Below are 23,902 nucleotides of genomic sequence, written 5' to 3'. Positions count from 1 at the left end.
AGTTGTTCAACTTTATATTATAATCTCGCCCTTACCTGGAGTCCAAATGAACGGGTGGAAAAACCGTTCCCCACATTGTTCACGTTCTGGAACCAATTTGAACCGGCGGTGGTCTGCTCGGCATCCATATTCTTTATACTCCTGTAGATGTAAAAGAGGTTTCTGCCAAATAGGGAAAGATCAAGGGACTTCAACCCTATTTTATCCACCACTTTCCTTGGCAGCGAATACCCCAATGATATCTCCCTTAGTTTCAGATAATTGTTCTCTTGTATGTACAGTTCGTAGCGCGTATTGGGGCTATACTGTGGTCCTCCCCAATTATAGACTGTAAAATAGTACTCCGGATTCGAAACGATCACATCGTTCTCAGAGCCATCGGCCTGTACCCCTTCCAAAAGGATACCATCATGGAAGACCTGCTCCCCATTGGGCCCAGAAGTGGAATTGGCCGCTATCTGGACACGGGTGCCATCGTTGGTTTCATAATAGCTGAGCCCCCCTCTTTCGGATGTACTGTAATTCAAACTTTCTTCGGTGAGACCGCGTGATGTCATCCAATTCAGGGCCGTGGGCATCACATGGCCCCCGATCCTATAATCGGCCAAAATATTCAGGCTGAAATTCTTGATGGTCAATCCAGAACGGATACCCCCGATTACTTTGGGCTGGGCATTTCCAACCGTCACAAGGGTATCAGGATCTACTCTATACATCCCGTTGGGGTCAACGATCTTTCTACCTTGGTCGTCAGTGGCTACCGGGTGGGCCAACAGGTCTCCCATGGGCTGCCCGACCCTTGAAACCAATTGGGCCGCATTTCCATCATAATCCGCATGGATGATCTCCTCGAGCCCGGGTGCCAATTTTTCTACTTTGTTCCATTGTCTGGAACCTGTGATCCCCAATTCCCAGTTCACGTTTTGGCTGCGTATGGGAAAATAGGTCAATCCGACTTCAACACCCGAGTTTCGCAAGGTTCCCACATTTGATAGGACTGAAGACCCCCCGGAAGTTATGGGAATGGTGAGGCCCAAAATCTGGTCTTGGATCTGTGCATTGTAATAGGTTGTTTCAAAAATGATCCTATTGTCGAACAAATTGGCTTCCACTCCAAACTCATATTCGTGCTTTTCCTCGGGCTTTATGTTATCATTCCCAAAATTGGTGGGCAAAGTGGTATAGAGTATGGAGGAACCACCTCCCTGTACGCCAAGGTTATCTTGATTATAGGCAATATTGGCACTATAAATACTGGGGTAGTTACCCACAATACCCCAAGAACCGCGTATTTTCAACAGATTGATTGCTTTGGGCATTGCGAAGGCGTCAGAAAGGATGAAACTACTGTTCACCGACGGATAGATAAAGCTGTTGTTTTGGGGCGACATGGTGGAGGTCCTGTCCCGTCTTATCGTTCCTTCAACATAAAAAATACCTTTATAGTCCAGATTGAGCAGACCAATCATGGCATCCTTGATCAGGTTTTCCCTGTCATTGTCCTGTCTGGCTTGGTTGACACTGGAAGCAACATCGAACCAATTTTCCACACTCAACCCTCCATCCGTGAAGGCGCTGGTATATCTCATTTTTTGTTCTGTCGCATTATAGCCCAAGCGTGCCAAAAGCGAAAAGTCATCGTTGATTTGGGCAGTATAGCTCAACAAAAGTTCCCCATATTTGATGGAATTGGTTCTGGTGGACATGCTAAAATAGCCCGAGTTGCCAAAAGCGATGGGTAGCTCGTTTGGATTTCTGTTCTCTATATATTCCGTAGTAAAATCATTGGAGACCCTTCCCCTTAGGGTAAGATTTTCGGCCACGTCCCATTCCAGGGTCAAATTACCGATCACCCTATCGCTCCTTTCCTCGGATTGGAACCTGTTCGCTCTGTACAAGTATTCCAGCACAGGCTCCTTATAGCCTCCATAGATCAGGTTTTCGTCTGGTGTAAGACTTTGGTTGGCCCCTGTGACCCAACGATATCCCAAACTCGTCTGGTATCTGTCCTTGTACCATTCGGCACTGTCAAAACGGCTCATCATCCCACCAAAATTGTTCATGATCCGATCGATCTTGTAGGGACGGTTGTTCACTCTACCATTGATATAATCAACAATCAAGGTAGATCTAAAATTGTCAGTCCAATTGATCGTGGTGTTCAAGTTGAATATGTTCTTGTAGCTGCTTGAATTGGGAACAATGGAACCATTGTCCGAGCGTGTGAAGGAAAAACGTGTATTCGAATTTTCCGTGACGTTCGATACCGATGTATTGTACCTTGTGGTGTGTGCCGTATTGAACAATCCAGAGTAACTGTCCTGGGGCAAATAGGGACGTATTTTTCCATCCCATGCCAGAGTGGGTTGTCCATCGAATCGAGGACCAAAGTTCAACGTAGTACCTATGAGTCCCCTGGTCTCGTTCACATCATCTCCGTCCAGATCGTAGTACAGGAACAGGTTCTCGTCCTGGCCTGCATCTGAAATGCTTATGGGATAGCCCGGACCTCTTTCATCTTGAAATTCTGGCAGATATGCCACCCTGTCAAAATTGTAGGCCGTGTTGAAATCAGCACTCCAACCTCTTCCCCTTCCTTTCTTTGTGGTAATAAGCACTACCCCATTGGTGGCTTCCGATCCGTAAAGTGCCGCTGCCGAAGCACCTTTTAGAATGGAAATGTTTTCAATGTCCTCTGGGTTGATGTCGTTCAGTCCGTTTCCACGTATCCGTTGGTCGTCCCAATAGTTACCATTGTTCACGTCACCATTCCTGATCGGGATACCATCCTTTATGATCAATGGAGTACTGGTCCCTGTAATGGATTGTGCCCCGCGGATCGTGATATTGACGGCACTGGTGGCACCACCCGGCGTTGCCGAGATCTGCACCCCTGGGGCCCTACCATAAAGCGCCGCGGCAATGTTGGGAGTGGCCACTTCCGTCAGGGCCTCAGCCTCTACGGTTGCCGTTGCATACCCCAGTGATTTCTTCTCTCTGGTAATGCCCAAACCGACCACTACTTCATCCAATTGTTCCATACCCACGGCCATCACCACATTGATAGTGGTCCTTCCATTGACCGAAACTTCCTGGGGTTCGTACCCAATGGCGGTGAACCTCAACGTGGCGTTTGAAGGTACTTTTATGGAATAGTTCCCATCAAAATCGGAAGAAACTCCGTTAGTGGTCCCTAATTCCAGAACGGTGACCCCTAATACGGGTTCGTTCGTCTCGGCATCGACTATCGATCCCGTAACCGTAATGCTCTGGCCAAACACATACCCTGAGCTTAGCGCAAGCATTAAAATCAAGATTAGCTTTTTTTTCATAAGATTGCGAGTTGTTTAGTGTACTGGTTAAAATTTTGAGTTGTTAGTGAAATTTCATCGTATATTTTGATGATTGAGCGTATCAGAATTCTTATGTTCTTCTGATGATTAATGCAAATGAATTGTTAAAAAAAAACATTCACCACCTCTTATTTGACATAAAATGATACTTTTTTTGCCCATTGTGTCCTATTGCCGTTATTTTTGGAAATACAGCATGTAAGGGACTCTTAAAAAGTTTTGAATCAAGACTTTGGAAAAGGCTCCAAATGCGATGTCATGTCCCTGGTTTTTAAAAAGGTTACATAGGGGCATGGAAACAGAAAAAGCAGCTATTGAATATGTTTGTAAATTGGCTTAAAGGCAGAGTGGTATGAAACTTCATTTATTGAACCGTAAAAGTGATGCCAGTTCATCGTTTTCCGTTACCCAAAATAGTTACCCCTACTTTTTAAAGGTTTGGCATTACCATCCTGAACTGGAACTGGTCTTTATCCAAAAGAGTACGGGAACAAGGTTCATTGGCGACAGTATCCAAAAGTTCCAACCAGGGGAAGTGGTGCTCTTGGGCAAGAACCTGCCCCATATGTGGCTGAACGATGACTACTATTTTGAGGCCGAGGACCCCACTGCCGCCGAAGCCGTGGCCATCCATTTTACAGAAGACTTTTTGGGGGATGCCTTTTTCAAGTCTGCTGAACTCTCCCACATTGGCCTCATGCTGGAGACGGCCACAAGGGGCATAAAGTTCCAGTCAACGGGTACGGATATCCAAAAATACTTTGAAAACATGCCTACCATGGATTCCTTTTCAAAGACCATTGCCTTGATCGAACTATTGAACAAATTGACCAAGCATAAAGACCATGAATTCCTGTCCAGTATAGGATACATGGACAATTTTGAACAAAATGAAAACAAAAAACTCCGCAAGGTCTATGGATATATATTTGATAATTTTAAAAATGAGGTCAATTTAAGTGAGGTGGCCCAACTTGTGGGAATGAACCCATCCGCTTTCAGCCGCTTTTTTAAAAGGACCCACCGAAAGACCTTCAGCCGGTACCTTAATGAGGTCAGGATAGGATATGCCTGCAAATTATTGCTGGAAAACGAAAACAATATTACGGGAACAGCTTATGAATCAGGCTTTAACAATATTTCAAATTTCAACCGACAGTTCAGGGCCATAAAGAAGATGTCCCCAAAAGACTATATTAAATCTTACAAAAAATCAGAATAAATGATGAAAAGGCAAAAAAAGTACCGCTTTGGGTGCTTTTTTTGGTAGCCCATCATGGAATGCACTTCTAATTTTATGCGGGAATTTTCCCAAACCAACACTATGACCAAAATTACAGACATTAAAGTAAAAGACATCCGTTTTCCCACTAGCCTGACACTGGATGGGTCGGATGCGACAAACCCCGATCCGGATTATTCCGCCGCCTACGTTATCCTACAAACTGACCATCCCCAACAGATTGAAGGTCACGGACTCACCTTTACCATAGGCCGTGGCAATGAAGTATGTGTGGCCGCCATCAAGGCGATGTCACATTTGGTCGTGGGAAAAAGTCTCGAAAGTTTCACCTCGGACATGGGTGCCTTTTGGAAAATGATGACCAGCGATAGCCAATTGAGATGGCTTGGACCGGAAAAAGGGGTCATCCATCTGGCGACCGGGGCTGTGGTGAATGCCGTTTGGGACCTCTATGCCAAAATCGAAGGGAAACCCCTTTGGAGACTTTTGGCCGATATGACACCTGAAGAATTGGTTTCCTGCGTGGATTTCACTTACATCACCGATGCCATCACTCCCGATGAGGCTTTGGAGCTCCTCAAAAAAATTGAGGTGACCAAGCAGGAACGTATCGACCTTCTCATGGCACACGGGTATCCTGCCTACACCACTTCTGCTGGCTGGTTGGGGTATTCGGACGAGAAAGTGAGGCGATTGTGCCGAGAGGCCAAGGAAGAAGGCTTCAAACACCTTAAAATGAAAGTGGGCTCCAACCTTGAGGACGATATGCGCCGGGCTGCCCTAATTCGCGAAGAAATTGGCAATGACATCAAATTGATGATGGATGCCAACCAAAAATGGGATGTCCAGGAGGCCATTGACAATCTTGCCCAATTGAAAAAATTCAATCCCTGGTGGATCGAGGAACCCACAAGCCCGGACGATGTGCTGGGCCATGCCAGGATAGCCGAGGCCATCGCTCCGATTAAAGTGGCCACAGGTGAGCATTGCCAAAACCGTGTCATCTTCAAACAACTGATGCAGGCAAAATCCTTTGAAATCTGCCAGATAGACAGTTGTAGGGTGGGCGGTGTGAACGAAAACCTGGCCATTATGCTCATGGCCGCAAAGTTCAATATCCCCGTATGTCCGCATGCCGGAGGTGTTGGTCTCTGCGAATACGTCCAGCACCTGTCCATGGTGGATTATATCTGCATCAGTGGCAGTCTGGAAGGCCGTGTCATCGAGTATGTGGACCACCTACACGAACATTTTTTGGATCCTGTGACCATCAAGAATGGTGCGTACATGCCTCCTAATATGCCAGGTTATAGCATCCAAATGAAACAAGAATCCTTGAAGGACCACACCTTCCCCCAGGGAAAAGTGTGGAACCCCCATCAAACTGCAACCTTATGAAGCATTTAATGAAAAAATCCGCAGTCCTGTTACTTTTTCTCAGTACACTGGCACATGGCCAAGGACAGGAAAACTATCAACCCTCACCAGAAAATAGGGAAGCCAGACAATGGTTCCAAGAGGCCAGGTTCGGGCTGTTCGTCCACTGGGGCGTGTACAGTATTTTGGGTGATGGCGAGTGGGTCATGAACAACCAGAACATTCCCATCGATGCCTATGAAAAACTGCCTACCTTCTTCAATCCGATAGCCTTCAATGCTGAGGAATGGGTAAAAATGGCCAAGGATGCTGGCATGAAATACATTACCATCACCAGTAGGCACCACGATGGCTTCTCCATGTTCGACACCAAGGCCAGTTCTTACGATATTGTGGACAGCACCCCTTATGGAAAGGATGTTTTGAAGCAATTGGCCGATGCTTGCCATAAAGAGGGGATCAAACTGTTCTTTTACTATTCCCTGCTGGACTGGCACGAAGATGATTACTATCCAAGGGGAAGGACAGGGACCAATATTCCCGGCAGGGGTACGGGCGATTGGGACAAATACATCAGCTTTATGAAGGCCCAGCTCACAGAACTTTTGACCAATTATGGGGACATTGCAGGCATTTGGTTCGATGGGCATTGGGATCAAAAACAATGGGACGGCAAAAGATTTGGAAAACTCCAGGTGGATTGGCATTATGACGAAATCTACAAATTGATCCACGACCTTCAGCCCCAATGCCTTATCGGAAACAACCACCACTTGGCCCCTATTGAAGGAGAGGATTTCCAGATGTTCGAAAAAGATCTGCCCGGAAAGAACACTACGGGTTGGGGCACATCCGCATCGGATATTGGTCAATTGCCCTTGGAAGTCTGCGAGACCATCAATGGATCATGGGGGTTCAACCTTCAGGACAGAAGCCATAAATCAGAAAAAGAACTCGTACACTATATGGTGAAGGCCGCTGGCTATGGAAGCAATTTATTGCTCAACGTAGGGCCCATGCCCAATGGAGAAATCCAGCAAGAGCACAAGGAATCCCTCCATCAAATGGGCCAATGGATGCGTGAAAACGGGGAGACCATTTATGGCACATCGGCGGGGCCCGTTCCACCCACCGAAAGAATGGCATCCACCCAAAAGGGGAAAACCATATACTTGCATATACTTGATCAAAATGACAAAGTGTTCGTAAAAGACTTCGATCTCAATATAAAAAGTGTCAAGCTCTTCAAGGACAAAAGTAGTTTGACACATCAAAAGAACGGATTTGGATTGCTGATCCAGATCCCAAAAGACAAGTTAGATCCCTTGGACACTATCATAGAAATCACCTTGAAATAATAATGGCAACCTTCAACTATAACAATAAAAATGTATTGATCACGGGGGGCGGCAGCGGAATAGGCGAAGCCCTCTCCAAACAGTTTGCCATCAATGGGGCCAACGTATATATTTTGGACTTTCAATGGGAAAAAGCTCAACAGGTCGTTGAAGAACTCACCAATTTGGGCCATAAGGCCCAAGCGCACCTATGCGATGTTTCCGATCAGGGTCAGGTCAAAAAGATTATCGACGACATTGTGGCTGACCATCCATTGGATGTGCTCATCAACAATGCAGGCATTGCCCATGTGGGCAATATTGAAGAAACCTCGGAATCTGACCTCGACCGATTGTACCAAGTCAACATCAAAGGGGTCTATAATTGTATCTATGCCGCTATTGGCAAAATGAAAGAACAAGGTTATGGCGTGATCCTCAATATGGCATCGATTGCTTCCTCTGTGGGTATTGCAGATAGGTTTGCCTACTCCATGACCAAGGGTGCTGTTTTGACGATGACCTATTCCGTGGCCAAGGACTATGTGGGATATGGCATCCGTTGCAACAGCATTTCCCCTGCTCGGGTGCACACCCCTTTTGTGGATGGTTTCATTTCCAAAAACTATCCGGGCAAGGAACAGGAGATGTTTGAAAAACTCTCCAAGACCCAACCCATTGGCCGTATGGGGAAACCAGAGGAAGTGGCCAATCTGGCCCTTTACCTTTGTTCGGACGAAGCTTCGTTCATAACAGGCACCGACTTTCCGATAGACGGAGGGTTCATCAAATTGAATGGATAACACAGGTACGATATGACCCATAACAGAACCAAACTCAACAGCTCTTTGATCCTACTTCTTTTGATGATTTTTGGGCAACTTTCGGCCCAAGCCGTTTACGAGGACGAACGCTATGTTCCCGAGACGGATCCTTTGGTCCTCAAAAAACTGGAGGAATGGCAGGACCTGAAATTTGGATTGCTCATGCACTGGGGGCCTTACAGTCAGTGGGGCATTGTGGAATCTTGGTCCATCTGTCCAGAAGAATATGGTTGGTGTGAACGAAAAAAAGGTTCCAATCCCGACAATTACTTTGCGTACAAAAAAGAGTATGAAGGGTTGCAGACCACTTTCAACCCGATCAAGCTCAATCCCGAAAAATGGGCCAAGGCCGCCAAGAACGCCGGCATGAAATACGTGGTCTTTACCACCAAGCACCACGATGGCTTCAGCATGTTCGATTCGAAGTACACGGATTATAAAATCACCGACCCCAAAACTCCTTTCGGTAAAAATCCAAGGGCCAACATCACCAAGGAGGTTTTTGATGCCTTTCGGGGAGAGGGGCTCTGGGCAGGTGCCTATTTTTCAAAACCTGATTGGCACCACCCCAATTATTGGGATCCCTACTATCCGCCAAGGGACCGGAACGTGAATTACGAACCCGAGGCCAATCCCGAAAAATGGAACAAATTTGTGGAATTTACCCACAACCAGATTTTGGAACTGCTCACGGATTACGGTAAAGTGGACATTTTGTGGCTCGACGGGGGTTGGGTGGCCAAAACACCCAAATCCGAGATTACCAGCTGGTACGACCAACAACTTGTAAACAATGACAATGGGTATCTCAAACACCGTATAGTGAACCAAGACATCCGTATGGACGAGTTGGTGGAAAAGGCCCGTGAAAAACAGCCCGGTCTGATTGTAGTGGACAGGGCCGTCCATGGAAAAAACCAAAACTACCTGACCCCAGAGAACCGCGTACCCGAAAAGGCCCTTCCCTACCCTTGGGAATCGTGCATCATTGCCGGTGGCGGTTGGTCGTATGCCTTCAATGCCAATTATATGAGCACCAAAAAGGCCGTTCACACCTTGGTCGATATTGTGGCCAAAGGGGGCAACCTGCTGTTGAACATTGCCCCCAGTCCGGAAGGTGAATGGGACCAAGGGGCCTATAACCTCCTTCAGGGCATTGGGGATTGGATGGGCACCAATAGCGAGGCGATTTACGGCACCGAGGCCATTGCTCCCTATAAATATGAAAAGGTATGCCTAACTTCCAAACCGGACGGTACCCTTTATCTGATCTATTTGATGGATGAGAAAGAAGAGACACTTCCCGATACCATTGAATTTGTGGGCCTACCCAAGGACAATATCCGAAAGGCCACCCTCTTGGGAAGCTCTGGGAAAGTCAAATGGGAAAAAGAAGGCGACACCACAGTTTTCACGATTCCTTCATCGGCTAAGAACAGCCTGAAGGGAACCGTGGCATTTACCATCAAGTTGAACTAGACAAAAAAAGGAAATAGTAATCAAAGCCAGACAAGATATATGAAACTGATACGATTTGGAGACACAGGAAAAGAAAAACCGGGAATACAGACCGAAGATGGGAAATGGCTGGATGTCTCGGCCTTTGTCCAAGATTATGATGAAGCTTTTTTTGGGAGTGACGGCATTGCCCATTTGAAGGAATGGCTCGGCAAAAATGCCGCCCATTGTCGCGAAATCCCAAAGGAAACCCGATTGGGACCGCCATTGGCCAGACCCTCGAAACTGGTATGTGTGGGCTTGAACTATGCAAAACATGCCGAAGAGTCAGGGATGGCCGTTCCGAAGGAACCTGTACTTTTTTTTAAATCGACCACCGCCATATGCGGTCCCTATGACGAGGTCATCATCCCCAAAAACAGTATAAAGACCGATTGGGAAGTGGAGTTGGCCATCGTAATGGGCAAAAAAGCTTCCTATATCGAAGAATCGGAAGCCTTTGACCATATTGCAGGTTACGTGCTTCACAACGATATCAGTGAAAGAGCCTTCCAAATCGAGAAGGGGGGACAATGGTGCAAAGGAAAGGGCTGTGACACGTTCGCGCCACTTGGTCCCTACATTGCCACCGCCGATGAGATCAAGGACCCGAACAATTTGGAACTGTGGCTGGACGTCAATGGGGAGCGATTGCAACATTCATCCACATCAGATTTTGTTTTCAATGTTCAAGAAGTGGTTTCCTATATTAGCCAATATATGACCCTATTGCCAGGGGATGTTATTTCCACTGGAACGCCTTTTGGTGTTGGTCTTGGTTTTGACCCACCCCGATATCTCAAACCGGGAGATTGTATGGAACTGGGGATTGAAGGTCTGGGAAAATCAAAACAAACCTGTATTGCATATAAAAAATAGGAACTTGGACATCTCAAGAGTTATCCAACACACCTTTTGAAAATGTCCCATAAAAAATCAATAGTGATCAATTCAATTATGGATAAGGCCAACATTAGGAAAACAATCGTCGCCATTTGCTTATTGACCTCTGTTCTGTCCCAAAACCTGTTCGGGCAGAAAGGGAACAGCTACAAAAACCCCCAACTTTCTGTGGAAGAGCGCGTAACCGATCTGTTGTCCAAAATGAGTCTTGAAGAAAAAGTCCGCCAAATGGATATGTACAAGGGGGAATTTTTCGTGGACGGTAAGAGTTTTTCCGTGGATAAGGCCAAAAGTAAAATAGGCGGTTTGGGCGTGGGTGCCATCCATGACCTTTATCCAGAATCCGCACAAACGATCAACGACCTCCAAAAATTTGTGATCGAAAGCAACAGATGGGGCATACCGGCCCTTATCATGGAAGAAATGCTCCATGGCTATATGGCGGAGGGAAGTACCGCCTTTCCCATGAACATCGGCTTAGGGGCCACATGGGACACGGAACTCCTGAAGAAGGTCGGGGAAGTGATCGGCACCGAAGCAAGGGCACATGGTGTCCACTTTGGTCTTGGCCCGAACTTGGATATTGGTCTGGAACCCCGCTGGGGAAGGATTGCCGAAACCTTTGGGGAAGATGTTTATTTAGCCGGTGAATTGGGGACCGCCATGGTCCAAGGGCTTCAAGGTGAAAGTTTGGCCTCCGATCGCTCCATTATTGCCGAACCAAAACATTTTGCCGTGCACGGCATACCGCAGGCTGGTGGAAACTCCTCTCCTGCCCTCGTCGGCGAACGTACGGCGCGGGAAAGTTTCCTGCCATCCTTTCAGAAAGCCTTCATGAAAGGGGGTGCGTTGGGTACCATGTGTGCCTATTCCGAGTTGGATGGCATTCCTTGCGCCTCGAACCATTGGTTGTTGACAGAGGTCCTGAGAAATGAATATAGCTTTAAGGGCATCGTGGTTTCCGATCTAGGGGCCATCAAATACCTCCAGACCACACATAACGTTTCCGATTCCCCAAAAGAGAGCATTCGACAAGCGGTATCTGCAGGAGTGGATATGCAATTTTACGATTTCAGCAATGAGTTTTGGCAAGAGACATTGATCGAATTGGTAAACGAAGGCCAATTGAACATGAAAGAGATTGACAGGGCTGTCGGGGGCGTGCTGCGACTCAAATTTATGCTGGGGCTTTTTGAAAACCCCTACACCAGTGAAAAATTGATCCAGGAAAGGTTCCACTCAGAAGAACATCAAAAAATTGCCTTGGAAGCTGCCCTCAAGTCGATTGTGTTGCTCAAAAACCAAGACAACCTATTGCCTTTGGACAAGAATATCAAATCAATAGCTGTAATAGGTCCCAATGCGGACCAGTCGAGATTGGGAGGGTATGCCGTGAGGAACAAAGTGGCAACAACCGTTCTTGAAGGAATCAAACAGACCGTTGGCCCCAATACCCTAGTGCAGTATGAAGAGGGCGTTCCCTTGATTGTAAAAGGGCAGGCCATTCCCTCCGAATATTTGTTCGTGCCCGATGGTTCACAGAACGGCCTGAAGGGCGAGTACTTCAACAATAGAAACTTGCAGGGCGAACCAGCCTTGGTGAGGATCGATAAGGAGTTGGAATTTGATTGGCCCTGGTCGCCCGGTATTGGTGTGGAAGATGATAACTTTTCCATTCGGTGGACGGGTTATATAAAAAGTGACCAGGCTTTTGATGGCTGGCTGGGATTGAGCTCGGATGATGGCATCCGGATGTGGCTGGACGACCAGTTGGTCATTGACAATTGGAGGAAGGGAAGCACAAACATTGTCACAGTACCCCAAAAAATAGAGGCCGGCAAAACCTATAAAGTCCGCATTGAAATGTGGGAAGGAGGCTGGGGAGCCAGGGCACATTTGCGCTGGAACAGGGAAAAGGTCAATTTTCAACCTGCCTTGGATCTGGTAAAAAAGTCCGATGTGGCCATCGTTGTCTTGGGAGAATCCAAGGAATTAGTGGAAGAAAACAGGGATGTTGCCACTTTGGATCTCCACGGCATGCAAAACGAACTCATACAGGCGGTACAACAGACCGGAAAACCGGTTGTATGCGTCTTGCTCAACGGACGCCCCCTATCCATCAACTGGGTCCAGAACAATGTTCCGGCCATAGTGGAAACATGGTTTCCCGGGGAGCTTGGGGGAAAAGCGGTTGCACAAGTGCTTTTTGGGGACTATAATCCTGGCGGGAAGTTACCTGTCACCTTCCCAAAATCTGTGGGGCAACTGCCCATCTATTACAACCAAAAACCCTCTGCCATCCATAGATATGTGAGCGAGAGCGAAAACCCATTATATGTCTTTGGACATGGTCTGAGCTATACCACTTTTGAATATTCCGATATCAAAGTGGAAACTCCAGAAATACAAAAAGATGAAAATGTCACGGTCTCCGTATCCGTAAAAAATATAGGGGATTTAGATGGAGAAGAGGTGGTACAACTTTACATCAATGATGTATATAGCAGTGTGACCACCCCCGAAAAAACATTGAAGGGCTTTAGACGGATCTTTCTCAAGAAGGGAGAGACCCAAAAAGTCACCTTCACCCTTACACCTGAAGAACTTGCTGTTTGGAACAAGGAAATGGAATATGTGGTCGAACCGGGCAAGTTTGAAGTGATGATCGGAGGAAACAGTATGGATCTGATCCGAACCCATTTCACGGTATTGCCCTGATCAGTTGGTGCAACCGACACCAACCAAACGGAACTGCTGTCAACCTTGAAGACAGAAAATTTATGAGCAACGTAAAAATCGACAGTCACCAGCATTTTTGGAAATACCATCCAAGCACACATGAATGGATCGGTCCTCCCATGGAGGTCATTAAAAAAGATTTTTTACCTGCGGATCTATATCCCTTGCTCCAACAAAACGATATGGATGGCTGTGTCGCCATCCAGGCACAGCAATCCGAGACTGAAACCTTGTTTTTGCTGGACCTTGCAAAGCAGCACCCGTTTATAAAAGGCGTGGTGGGCTGGTTGGACCTATGTGCCGAGGATATCGGGAAAAAGCTACAGGAGTATGCAAAAAATCCATTGTTGAAAGGGTTGCGGCATGTTGTCCAAGATGAACCGGACGACTATTTTATGCTCCGCCCCGAATTCAAAAGAGGGCTATCCCTGTTGGAAAAATATGGCCTCACTTACGACATTCTCATCTACCCGAAGCATTTGTCCCCTGTATTGGAACTGGTAAAACTGTTCCCTGACCAATCTTTTGTCTTGGACCACATCGCCAAGCCCAATATCAATGGAAAAATAGATCCTAACTGGGAACACTACCTTGGTGAACTTGGCAAACGGAAGAATGTGTATTGCAAGGCTTCTGGGATGGTCACAGAAGCTGCTTGGGGAAAATGGTCCAAAAGTGATTTCATCCCCTATCTGGATGTAGTGTTCGATTCCTTTGGTGCTGAGCGAATCATGTTCGGTTCGGATTGGCCCGTTTGTCTGCTCTCTGCCGAATACAAACAAGTAAAAGATATTTTGACCCAGTATCTGACCAAATATCCGAAGGAAATCCAAGAACAGGTCATGGGATTGAACGCCGAAAAATTTTATAGGATATGATCGCCAAATTAAATGTTTCACTCTCAACCAACCACCTTGTGCCAAAATCGACATGGGTGCTGGTCTTCGTTTTGGCCACTATCTTTTCCAGCTTGAAGGCACAGGATTCCGAGAAAGTTTTATGGTATTCCGCCCCAGCCGAAGAATGGATGCAGGCCCTTCCCATTGGCAACGGTCGTTTGGGGGCCATGGTCTTTGGAAATCCATTCAAGGAACACCTTCAACTGAACGAAGACTCCATGTGGGCCGGAGGACCGGATTGGGAAGACGCACAAGGAAACCCGGAAGACCTCGAAGAGTTGCGACGATTGCTGCGTGAGGGTAAAACTACGGAGGTAGATAGCCTGATTGTTGAAAAATTCTCCAACAAGACCATCCTCCGCTCCCATCAAACCATGGGCGACCTTTTCATTGATTTTAAAGAGTCGGGGGAAATCACCAACTACCGAAGGGAACTCGACCTTGACCAAGCGTTGGCCTCTACCTTCTATACCCGTAACGGCAATCATTACACCCAAAAAGTATTTGCTTCCCAACCCGATGATGCCATGGTCATGGAGATCACCACCACATCCCCGAAAGGTCTGAACCTGGAACTTTCCCTGAGCAGACCCGAGGACCACGGCAAACCCACAGTGAAGGTCTCCAATCCTTCCCAAAATCAAATCAGCATGGTGGGGCAAGTGACCCAATATGGCGGAAAGCGGTTCTCCAAACCCTTGCCCATTGATCATGGGGTACGTTTTGAGGTACGACTACAAGTAGTGGCCCCGGATGGAAAGATCACAGCCAAGGAAGGTAAGGTCTCTGTTAAAGGGGCAAGAAAGGTTTTGATCTTTATCGTGGGCAATACTTCGTTCTATCATGGGGACAGCTTTGCTGAAAAAAATAAGGAAACCCTTTCCAAAATCACCCAACAGTCCTTTGAATCGCTATTGGACCGACATATTTCGGACTACCAACAACTTTACCGTAGGGTCAATTTTGAGCTGGGAGAAAGCAACATGGCCCATCTTCCCACGGATGAACGCCTACAACACTGTAAGGATGGAGGCACTGATTTAGGATTGCAATCCCTTCTTTTTCAATATGGAAGGTATTTGCTGATTTCCTCTTCGCGCCCCAACACCAATCCAGCCAATTTGCAAGGGATTTGGAACGAACATCTTGAAGCGCCCTGGAATGCCGATTACCACCTCAACATCAACCTGCAAATGAACTATTGGCCGGCCGAGGTCACCAATCTCAGTGAACTCCACCAACCTTTTTTCAATCTGATCGACAGGGTACTGGAAAGAGGACGAAAGACCGCCAAGGAGCAATATGGCATTACTCGGGGCAGCCTGGCCCACCATACCACAGATCTATGGGCCACCCCTTTCATGAGGGCCGAAAGAGCCTATTGGGGATCGTGGATCCATGGGGGCGGATGGTGTGCCCAACATTATTGGGAGCATTATCAATTCACCCAAGACAAGGATTTCTTACGTCATCGGGCCTATCCTGTCCTGAAGGACATTGCTTCCTTTTATCTGGATTGGTTGACTTGGGACACCAAAAGCCAAAAATGGATTTCCTCCCCGGAAACCTCCCCGGAAAATTCCTATTACAACCAAGAGGGCAAATCTGCAGCGGTTTCCATGGGAAGTGCCATGGGGCATCAAATTATTGGAGAGGTGTTTGATAATTTCCTGGAAACGGCCCAAATATTGGGTATCGAAGACAAACTCGTAGAAGAGGTAAAAACCAAGAAAGCTTCCCTTCACCCTGGGGTAATCGTTGGAACTGATGGTCGCATCTTGGAATGGAACGAGCCGTATGACGAACCCGAAAAAGGACATCGCCACGTGTCTCACCTCTATGCCCTACACCCAGGTGATGACATTACGGAGAACCATCCCGAAGCCTTTGCCGCTGCCCAAAAAACCATTGATTACCGATTGGAGCATGGCGGTGCCGGAACCGGTTGGAGCCGTGTCTGGATGATCAATATGAACGCCCGTTTGCTGGATGGTGCCTCCGCAGAGGAGAACATCAACAAATTTTTCCAGATCTCTTTGGCGGACAATATGTTCGATATGCACCCCCCTTTTCAAATCGATGGTAACTTTGGCTATACCGCCGGAGTGGCAGAACTGCTGATCCAATCGCATGAAGGAATTGTCCGATTGTTGCCGGCCCTCCCTCCCAACTGGAAGAACGGAAAAATAACTGGCCTAAAGGCCAGGGGCAATATTGAAGTGGATATAAGTTGGAAGAATGGTACCTTGGGGGAAGTTACTTTTCGTTCCCCATCCGACACGAGCTTTGCCGTAAAATATGGCTCGTCCATGGTTGACCTACAACTAAAGGCCAATGAGGAAACCCAGCTAAATGCAAAGCTTAAAAAAACGAACGATTAAATGACCCGATATAACATGACATTGCCATTTCAAAAGAACACTGTCCAAGTTGCCAACAAGTTGATCCCATCGGCCCTTATCATCTTGTTCTTTTTGAAATCACTCCCCGGAACTGCACAGGGCAATTCGCAAACTGAAGAGAAAATGCAGTGGTTCCAAGATGCCAAATTGGGTATTTTCATCCATTGGGGCCTATACGCCGTAAATGGGATCGATGAGTCTTGGTCTTTTTTCAACGGATATATTTCGCATAATGATTACCTGAAACAGACCGATGGATTCACGGCCAAAAACTACGACCCTGTGGCCTGGGCCGATCTCATCAAAAAAAGTGGCGCCCGTTACTCCGTCATTACCTCAAAACACCATGACGGGTTTGCCCTTTGGGACAGCAAGTTTGGTGATTTCAATGCCAAAAAAGCCTCGGCGGCCAAAAGGGACGTGCTTTCGCCTTTTGTGGATGCCCTCAGAAAGGATGGGTTAAAGGTAGGCATCTATTATTCCCTTCCCGATTGGTCCTATCAAGACTACACCCACCACACCCGGGATTCCATGCGGTACAAACCCGCGGACGACCCCAAACGTTGGAACACCTTTTTACACTATTACCAAGGACAGCTGAAAGAGCTTTCAAAAACCTACAATCCCGACCTTTGGTGGTTTGATGGGGACTGGGAGCATAGCTCAGCGGAGTGGGAAGCCCCCAAGGTACGGCAAATGCTGCTCGATCAAAATCCCAACACCATCATCAATTCCAGATTACAGGGACATGGGGATTATGCCACTCCCGAGCAAGGCATGCCCGTCACCCGCCCCAAGGACGACTATTGGGAACTCTGCATGACCCTAAACAACTCGTGGGGGTATCAAAAAAATGACCATGACTACAAAAGCCTGGATCAGTTGATCGGTATTTTCACCGATGTCATTTCATCAGGTGGAAACTTGTTGTTGGACATTGGCCCCAAGGGAGATGGTTCCATCCCAAAGGAACAGGAAGAACTGTTGACCGGTTTGGGACGTTGGACCCAAAAGCACAAAGAGGCCATTTTTGGAACCGTTGCCGGCATCCCCAAAGAACATTTCTATGGCCCCACTACCCTTTCAAAAGATAAAAGCATCCTGTACCTTTTCGTAAAAGGAAATCCGAACGGGGAAATTGTACTCCGTGGAATAAAGAACAAAATCAATCGCATATGGGTCGTGGGTGATGGCACCAAACTCTCCCACAAAGTGGTGGGAAAAATCTATTGGAGCCATTATCCGGGCATCCAATACATCCAAGTCCCAGATTACGTTTTGGACGAAAACATGACTGTGCTGGCCGTGCTCTTGGATGGTGAAATAGAGTTGTACCGAGAAGATGGTTCTGTAATTGAAAGTAATTAAAGTGAAGGTGATCTCAATAAATTGTATGCTGCGCAATGCTTCGGAAAATGCTGTTGTGCAACAATTTGATCCTTTTGAAAATCAAAAATCCAACCCTGAAAACAACCTGCTCCACACCTAAAAATTGGTGGCAGAGAAGATTGTATTTCTTAAAAAAAACTTGAAAAATGATTCGAAAAGCCCACATCCTAACCTTGCCCCTGGTCTTGCTCTTTGTAGCTTGCCAGACTGTGGAACCACCCAAAGCTGTTGGCCCAACCCCTTCGCAACGGCAAATGGATTGGCATGAACTGCAATATTATGCCTTTGTCCATTTCAACATGAACACCTTTACCGATATGGAATGGGGCACAGGAGGAGAATCCCCTGCCCTTTTCAACCCTACCCAACTGGATACCCGACAGTGGGCAAAAGTGGCCAAAGATGCCGGAATGAAGGGGATCATTTTAACTGCAAAGCACCATGATGGATTCTGTTTGTGGCCCACCAAGACCACGGAGCATTCCGTTAAAAACTCGCCATGGAAGGATGGAAAGGGAGACGTGGTCCAAGAATTGGCCGATGCCTGCAAGGAATATGGCCTAAAATTGGGGTTATACCTTTCCCCTTGGGATCGGAACAACGAACATTATGGGAAACCGGAATATGTGGAGATCTTCCATGAACAGTTACGGGAACTGTTGACCAATTACGGGGAACTCTTCGAGGTGTGGTTCGATGGTGCCAATGGAGGTTCCGGATATTACGGAGGCGCCAACGAAACCCGAAAAATAGACAACAAAACCTATTACGAATGGGAAAAGACCACCGAAATGATCCGGGAATTACAACCCAATGCGGTCATTTTCAGTGACGGCGGACCGGACATACGCTGGGTCGGCAACGAGGAAGGTTGGGCCAACGAGACCAACTGGAGCGTGATGCGGAGGGATGAGATCCATCCTGGCTGGCCACGATATGTAGAATTGCGTTCGGGCCATGAAGACGGGACACATTGGCTGCCCGCAGAAGTGAACACCTCCATACGTCCTGGGTGGTACTATCACCCCGGTGAGGACCATCAGGTAAAAACCTTGCCCCGTTTGGTGCAAACCTATTACGAATCCATCGGTAGGAACGGAAACTTTTTGTTGAACCTTCCGGTGGACGATAGAGGATTGGTCCATGAAAACGATGTACAACAATTGATGGCCCTGAAGGCACAAATCGATACCGATTTTGCCCAAGAACTGGCGCAGGGAAATCCTGCCAGTGCCTCCAATGTCCGTGGCAACAGTTCCACCTTCAATGCCGAAAAGGCCATCGATGGGGACTTTGAAACCTACTGGGCCACTGATGACGGAACAACACAGGCTTCCATCACCATCAGTTTAAATGAGCCCACCAAAGTCAACCGCATACTCCTTCAAGAGTATATTCCTTTGGGACAACGCATCAAAAAATTCATGGTAAGTGCCGAAGTCGATGGCACATGGCAAGTTTTGGACGAGCAGACCACAGTGGGGTACAAGCGCATCCTTCGGTTCGAAACGGTTACCGCTACCCAAGTCAAGGTGGATATTTTGGATGCCAAAGGCCCAATTACACTCTCCACGCTTGAGCTCTATAATGCCCCTCCCCTTTTGGTGGACCCTAAAATCACCCGAAATAGGGATGGAATGGTCTCCATTGAGATACCTGATGATGAAGTGGACGTCTATGTGACCACTGATGGGATGGAACCAACAACGACCTCCAAAAAATATGACGGCCCATTTCCTGTCTTGACCCCTACAAACGTAAAGGCCATTGCCGTGGACCCGAACAATAGACAACAAACACAAACGGTGGGCCAATACTTTGACCTGGCCAAAAAAGATTGGAAAGTGGTCGGGGCCCTTCAAAATGATGCCGATCTCGTTAAACTTATGGATGATGACCCCAATACTTTTTGGGCAACGGATGAAAATGCTTCGAACAGCAATGAAACCACCATAGATTTGGGAGCATCCCATACACTTACCGGATTTAGCTATTGGCCCATCCAAGAACGCTATCCGTTTGGAATCATCACCAAGTATGATTTTTTGGTAAGTCAGGATAACCGGACATGGAAGTCGGTATCGAAAGGGGAATTCAGTAATGTGGTCAACAATCGCATTGAACAAAAAATAAATTTCGCTCCAACATTGGCCCGATATATAAAATTGAAAGCCTTGGAAAAACACAATGGTGATGGCAGGACTTCCTTTGCGGAAATCGGTGTGTTCACCACAAATCAATGATACATGGATTTAAGATTAAAGGACAAGGTCATATTGGTCACAGGGGGTGACAAAGGAATTGGGAAAGGGATTTCCTGTGTTTTGGCAGAAGAAAAGGCAATCCCGGTCATTATTGGGCGAAATGAGGCCGACGTGCTTTCCACTGTCGAAGAAATCAAGGCCAAGGGAGGCAAAGCCTTTTATGCCCTTGCTGAGCTTACCGACCCTATGCAATGCAAAAATGCCATTGAAAGAACCTTTCAAGAGTTCGGAAGAATAGATGGATTGGTCAACAATGCGGGGATCAATGACGGGGTGGGGCTCGAAAATGGCAATTATAACGGTTTTAAACGTTCCTTGGAGCGCAATGTGGGACATTATTATCTAATGGCCCACCATGCCTTGCCATACTTGAAGAAACACAAAGGCAGCATTGTGAACATCGGTTCCAAAACATCGGTAACGGGCCAGGGAAATACCTCGGGTTATGCGGCATCGAACGGGGCCCGAAATTCACTTACCAGGGAATGGGCGCTGGAACTTCTTCCCTATTCCATCCGGGTGAATGCCGTGATCGTGGCCGAGGCGATGACCCCTCAATATAAAAGATGGATAAGTTCCTTTGACAATTCGGATGAAAAGTTCAAGGATATCATTGCGCGGATTCCATTGGGAAATAGAATGACAACTACTGAAGAGATCGCCAACACAGTGGCCTTTCTTCTTTCCGAAAAATCCAGCCATACTACCGGCCAACTGATTTTCGTGGATGGGGGCTACACCCATCTGGATCGTTCACTTTAACATAGAGCCATGACCAGACCAAAAATTATATCCAAAAAAGCGCTTTTGCCCTTCGTCCTGATTACTTCCCTTTTTGCGCTTTGGGGTTTTGCCAATGCCGTTACGGACCCTATGGTACAGGCCTTCAAAAAGGTATTGGAGCTTTCCAATTCCCAGGCTGCATGGGTGCAAATGGCATTTTATGGCGGTTACTTTTGCATGGCCCTTCCCGCTGCACTTTTTGTCCGGAAATACTCATATAAGGTCGGGATACTGATAGGGCTGGCCCTTTATGCGGTAGGGGCGCTCATGTTCTATCCTGCGGCCATCATGGAGGAATTCTGGTTTTTTTGCCTCGGTCTGTATGTGCTCACCTTTGGGCTTGCCTTTCTGGAAACAACGGCCAATCCCTATATTTTGGCCATGGGCGCCAGGGAAACAGCCACGCAGCGCCTGAACCTGGCCCAAGTGTTCAATCCGGTAGGGTTGCTATTGGGATTGCTCATTGCACAACAATTTGTGCTCAAAAAACTGCAATCGGATGATATCGCTGATTATTCATCCTTGGATCCTGTCAAAAAAGCTTTGGTGCGTACCTCGGACCTCATGGTGATCAGGGACCCGTATGTGGTTCTGGGACTGGTCATTCTGGTGGTATTCGTCCTCATATTGGTCAACAAAATGCCCCAGGCCAAAGGAAATGGAGCAATTCCATCCTTGAAAGAAACGGGCAGGCTACTGTTCCAAAGGCCCCGTTACAGGTTGGGGGTATTGGCACAGATTCTATATGTTGGTGCGCAGATCATGTGCTGGACCTACATCTATCAATATGCCGAAGCCATGGGTATGGCAAGCGATATAGCCGCAAATTACCAGTTTGCGGCGTTCATTTTGTTTTTGGTCGGGCGGGCCATCGGCACTTATCTGTTACGTTTTCTCAGTCCGGGCAAAATGTTGATGTGGTTTTCCCTCATGGCAGGGATCTGTTCCTTGGCCGCCATTTTTATTGAAGGCCATTTGGGATTGCTTTCATTAGTGGGTATTTCGTTCTTTATGTCACCCATGTTTCCGACCATTTATGGAATTGCTTTGAACGGATTGACCGAGGAGGAATCCAAATTGGGTGCGGCCGGGTTGGTCATGGCCATTGTTGGGGGAGCCCTGATGCCCAAATTACAGGGAATGATCATTGATATTGGGGGCCATGGGGTGGCCGACATCAAGATCATGGGGGTGGCCGAGGTGAATTATTCGTTTACCCTTCCCTTATTCTGTTTCGCCTACATTGCTTGGTTCGGTTTTGACACTTTAAAAAATGAACACGTATGGGAAATCTAAAAAGATATTGCTTGGCACTAGATCTTGTGGATGACGAACAAAGCATTGCGGCCTATGAGGAGCATCATAAAAAAGTATGGCCCGAAATTTTGGAGAGCATCAAGGAGTCCGGCATCCAAAACATGGAAATATACCGGATAGGCAATCGGTTGTCCATGATCATGGAGGTGGATGATTCGTTTTCTTTTGAGAAAAAACAACAGGCCGATGCCCAAAACCCCAAGGTGCAAGAATGGGAAAAGTTGATGTGGACGTTCCAAAAACCGCTTCCATTTGCCCAAAAAGGTGAAAAATGGATGCCCATGAAAAAAATATTCAAGTTGTAATCGTATGCGCAACCAAAAACAAATCATGTTCAATCCCAAATATCCGTCCATCGAAGACCTTCGAGAGAAGGCCCGCAAGCGTATTCCCAAGTTCGCCTTTGAATATCTGGACGGTGGATGCAATGAGGAAGTGAACCTCAGAAAGAACACCAGTGAAATCAGGGAGGTTGAATTGTTGCCCCGGTATCTGGACACCTACAAAGAGGCGAACATGACCACTGAGATCTTTGGAAAAAGTTACGCTGCGCCTTTTGGGATTGCCCCCATCGGTCTCCAAGGACTCATGTGGCCCAATTCCCCCGAGATCCTGGCCAGGGCCGCATTTCAACACAATATTCCCTTTATCCTGAGTACGGTGGGCACTTCCAGCATCGAACGTATCAGCGAGATCACCGAGGGAAATGCATGGTTTCAATTGTACCACCCCACAAAGGAATCCGTTCGAAATGACCTGATCCATCGGGCCCAAGTTGCAGGTTGTCCCGTACTGGTACTTCTTTGCGACACGCCGGTTTTCGGTTTTCGTCCCAAAGAAATAAAGAATGGACTTTCCATGCCCCCAAAAATGAGCTTTTCCAACATCCTTCAGATATTGGGAAAGCCCCAATGGGCCTTTGAGACTATACGGCATGGACAGCCCAATTTTGAAGTGCTTAAACCCTACATGCCCAAAGGGCTCAACCTAAAACAGTTGGGACAATTCATGGACCAGACCTTCAGTAAGCGTATGGACACGGACAAAATTGCCCAAATAAGAGACCTTTGGAAAGGAAAGTTGGTCCTAAAGGGAGTGGCCACGGAAGCTGATACTGAAAAAGCCATTGCCTTGGGATTGGATGGCATCATTGTATCCAATCACGGGGGAAGACAATTGGATGCCGGGGAATCCACTATAAAACCATTGACCCAAATATCAGCAAAATATGGCAATCGACTCACTGTGATGATGGATAGCGGTGTGCGCTCCGGACCTGATATTGCCCGAACCATGGCCAGTGGGGCACAGTTTACTTTTTTAGGGCGGTCCTTTATGTATGGCGTTGCAGCCATGGGAAGCAAAGGAGGCGACCATACCATTGCCTTGCTCAAAACGCAATTGAAACAGGTGATGGAACAAATTGGATGCCCTGAAGTTGGGCAAATGCCACTTTTTAGAAAGCATTGAGTTACCTAAATCCCATCCCAATACATTTCAATTGTTGCATAGTATCCGGATGAAACAATTCTAGGAAAGTATTGATGGGGTTGTTTGGGGCAACTATGACTTAGC

At 47.1% G+C, this 23,902-nt stretch carries 16 protein-coding genes; 15 read left to right on the top strand and 1 reads right to left on the bottom strand.

Going from position 1 to position 23,902, the window contains the following annotated elements:
• Nucleotides 1-17: 17 nt before the first annotated feature.
• Nucleotides 18-3,332 carry a SusC/RagA family TonB-linked outer membrane protein gene (locus FOT42_RS10305; protein WP_151890492.1) on the bottom strand — a complete coding sequence of 1,105 codons (3,315 nt, stop codon included), beginning with the start codon at nt 3,330-3,332 and terminating at the stop codon, nt 18-20.
• A gap of 373 nt (nt 3,333-3,705) precedes the next feature.
• Between FOT42_RS10305 and FOT42_RS10300 the strand changes: the two genes are divergently transcribed.
• From FOT42_RS10300 to FOT42_RS10230, 15 genes are all read left to right on the top strand, one after another.
• A complete protein-coding gene (locus tag FOT42_RS10300) occupies nt 3,706-4,575 on the top strand; it encodes an AraC family transcriptional regulator (RefSeq protein WP_151890491.1) in 870 nt (289 codons plus the stop codon).
• A gap of 102 nt (nt 4,576-4,677) precedes the next feature.
• Complete coding sequence (locus FOT42_RS10295; protein WP_151890490.1) at nt 4,678-5,994, top strand: L-fuconate dehydratase; 1,317 nt, start codon at nt 4,678-4,680, stop codon at nt 5,992-5,994.
• Nucleotides 5,991-7,331, top strand: a complete 1,341-nt coding sequence (locus FOT42_RS10290; protein ID WP_151890489.1) for an alpha-L-fucosidase — start codon at nt 5,991-5,993, stop codon at nt 7,329-7,331. The genes FOT42_RS10295 and FOT42_RS10290 overlap by 4 nt, the downstream gene beginning before the upstream one ends.
• A 2-nt stretch (nt 7,332-7,333) precedes the next feature.
• On the top strand, nt 7,334-8,113 hold the full coding sequence (locus FOT42_RS10285; RefSeq protein ID WP_151890488.1) for an SDR family NAD(P)-dependent oxidoreductase: 780 nt from the start codon (nt 7,334-7,336) through the stop codon (nt 8,111-8,113).
• 12 nt (nt 8,114-8,125) lie between these two features.
• Nucleotides 8,126-9,613, top strand: coding sequence for an alpha-L-fucosidase (locus FOT42_RS10280; protein ID WP_151890487.1), 1,488 nt, complete (start codon nt 8,126-8,128; stop codon nt 9,611-9,613).
• Between the two features lie 39 nt (nt 9,614-9,652).
• Entirely contained in the window at nt 9,653-10,510 is an 858-nt protein-coding gene (locus FOT42_RS10275; RefSeq protein WP_151890486.1) for a fumarylacetoacetate hydrolase family protein, read from the top strand.
• Nucleotides 10,511-10,573: 63 nt separating this feature from the next.
• Complete coding sequence (locus FOT42_RS10270) at nt 10,574-13,252, top strand: glycoside hydrolase family 3 protein (RefSeq protein WP_226789859.1); 2,679 nt, start codon at nt 10,574-10,576, stop codon at nt 13,250-13,252.
• 62 nt (nt 13,253-13,314) lie between these two features.
• Entirely contained in the window at nt 13,315-14,151 is an 837-nt protein-coding gene (locus FOT42_RS10265; protein ID WP_151890485.1) for an amidohydrolase family protein, read from the top strand.
• A complete protein-coding gene (locus tag FOT42_RS10260; RefSeq protein ID WP_151890484.1) occupies nt 14,148-16,553 on the top strand; it encodes a glycoside hydrolase family 95 protein in 2,406 nt (801 codons plus the stop codon). Before FOT42_RS10265 ends, FOT42_RS10260 begins: the two co-directional genes overlap by 4 nt.
• Nucleotides 16,554-17,942 (top strand): alpha-L-fucosidase, encoded by a 1,389-nt coding sequence (locus FOT42_RS10255; RefSeq protein ID WP_226789858.1) that lies wholly within the window; start codon nt 16,554-16,556, stop codon nt 17,940-17,942.
• 167 nt (nt 17,943-18,109) lie between these two features.
• The gene (locus FOT42_RS10250) at nt 18,110-20,206 is read left to right on the top strand and encodes an alpha-L-fucosidase (protein ID WP_151890483.1); all 2,097 of its coding nucleotides are present in this window, start codon (nt 18,110-18,112) and stop codon (nt 20,204-20,206) included.
• A 3-nt stretch (nt 20,207-20,209) separates the two neighbouring features.
• On the top strand, nt 20,210-20,989 hold the full coding sequence (locus FOT42_RS10245) for an L-fucose dehydrogenase (RefSeq protein ID WP_151890482.1): 780 nt from the start codon (nt 20,210-20,212) through the stop codon (nt 20,987-20,989).
• Nucleotides 20,990-20,998: 9 nt separating this feature from the next.
• On the top strand, nt 20,999-22,306 hold the full coding sequence (gene fucP, locus FOT42_RS10240; protein ID WP_151890481.1) for an L-fucose:H+ symporter permease: 1,308 nt from the start codon (nt 20,999-21,001) through the stop codon (nt 22,304-22,306).
• Nucleotides 22,294-22,632 (top strand): L-rhamnose mutarotase, encoded by a 339-nt coding sequence (locus FOT42_RS10235; RefSeq protein ID WP_151890480.1) that lies wholly within the window; start codon nt 22,294-22,296, stop codon nt 22,630-22,632. The genes fucP and FOT42_RS10235 overlap by 13 nt, the downstream gene beginning before the upstream one ends.
• A 25-nt stretch (nt 22,633-22,657) precedes the next feature.
• Nucleotides 22,658-23,797, top strand: a complete 1,140-nt coding sequence (locus tag FOT42_RS10230; protein ID WP_226789857.1) for an alpha-hydroxy acid oxidase — start codon at nt 22,658-22,660, stop codon at nt 23,795-23,797.
• Nucleotides 23,798-23,902: the final 105 nt, after the last annotated feature.

The sequence above is a fragment of the Flagellimonas hadalis genome (assembly GCF_007785775.2).
GTDB lineage: Bacteria > Bacteroidota > Bacteroidia > Flavobacteriales > Flavobacteriaceae > Flagellimonas > Flagellimonas hadalis.
This window is presented reverse-complemented; position numbering and strand designations above follow the sequence as displayed.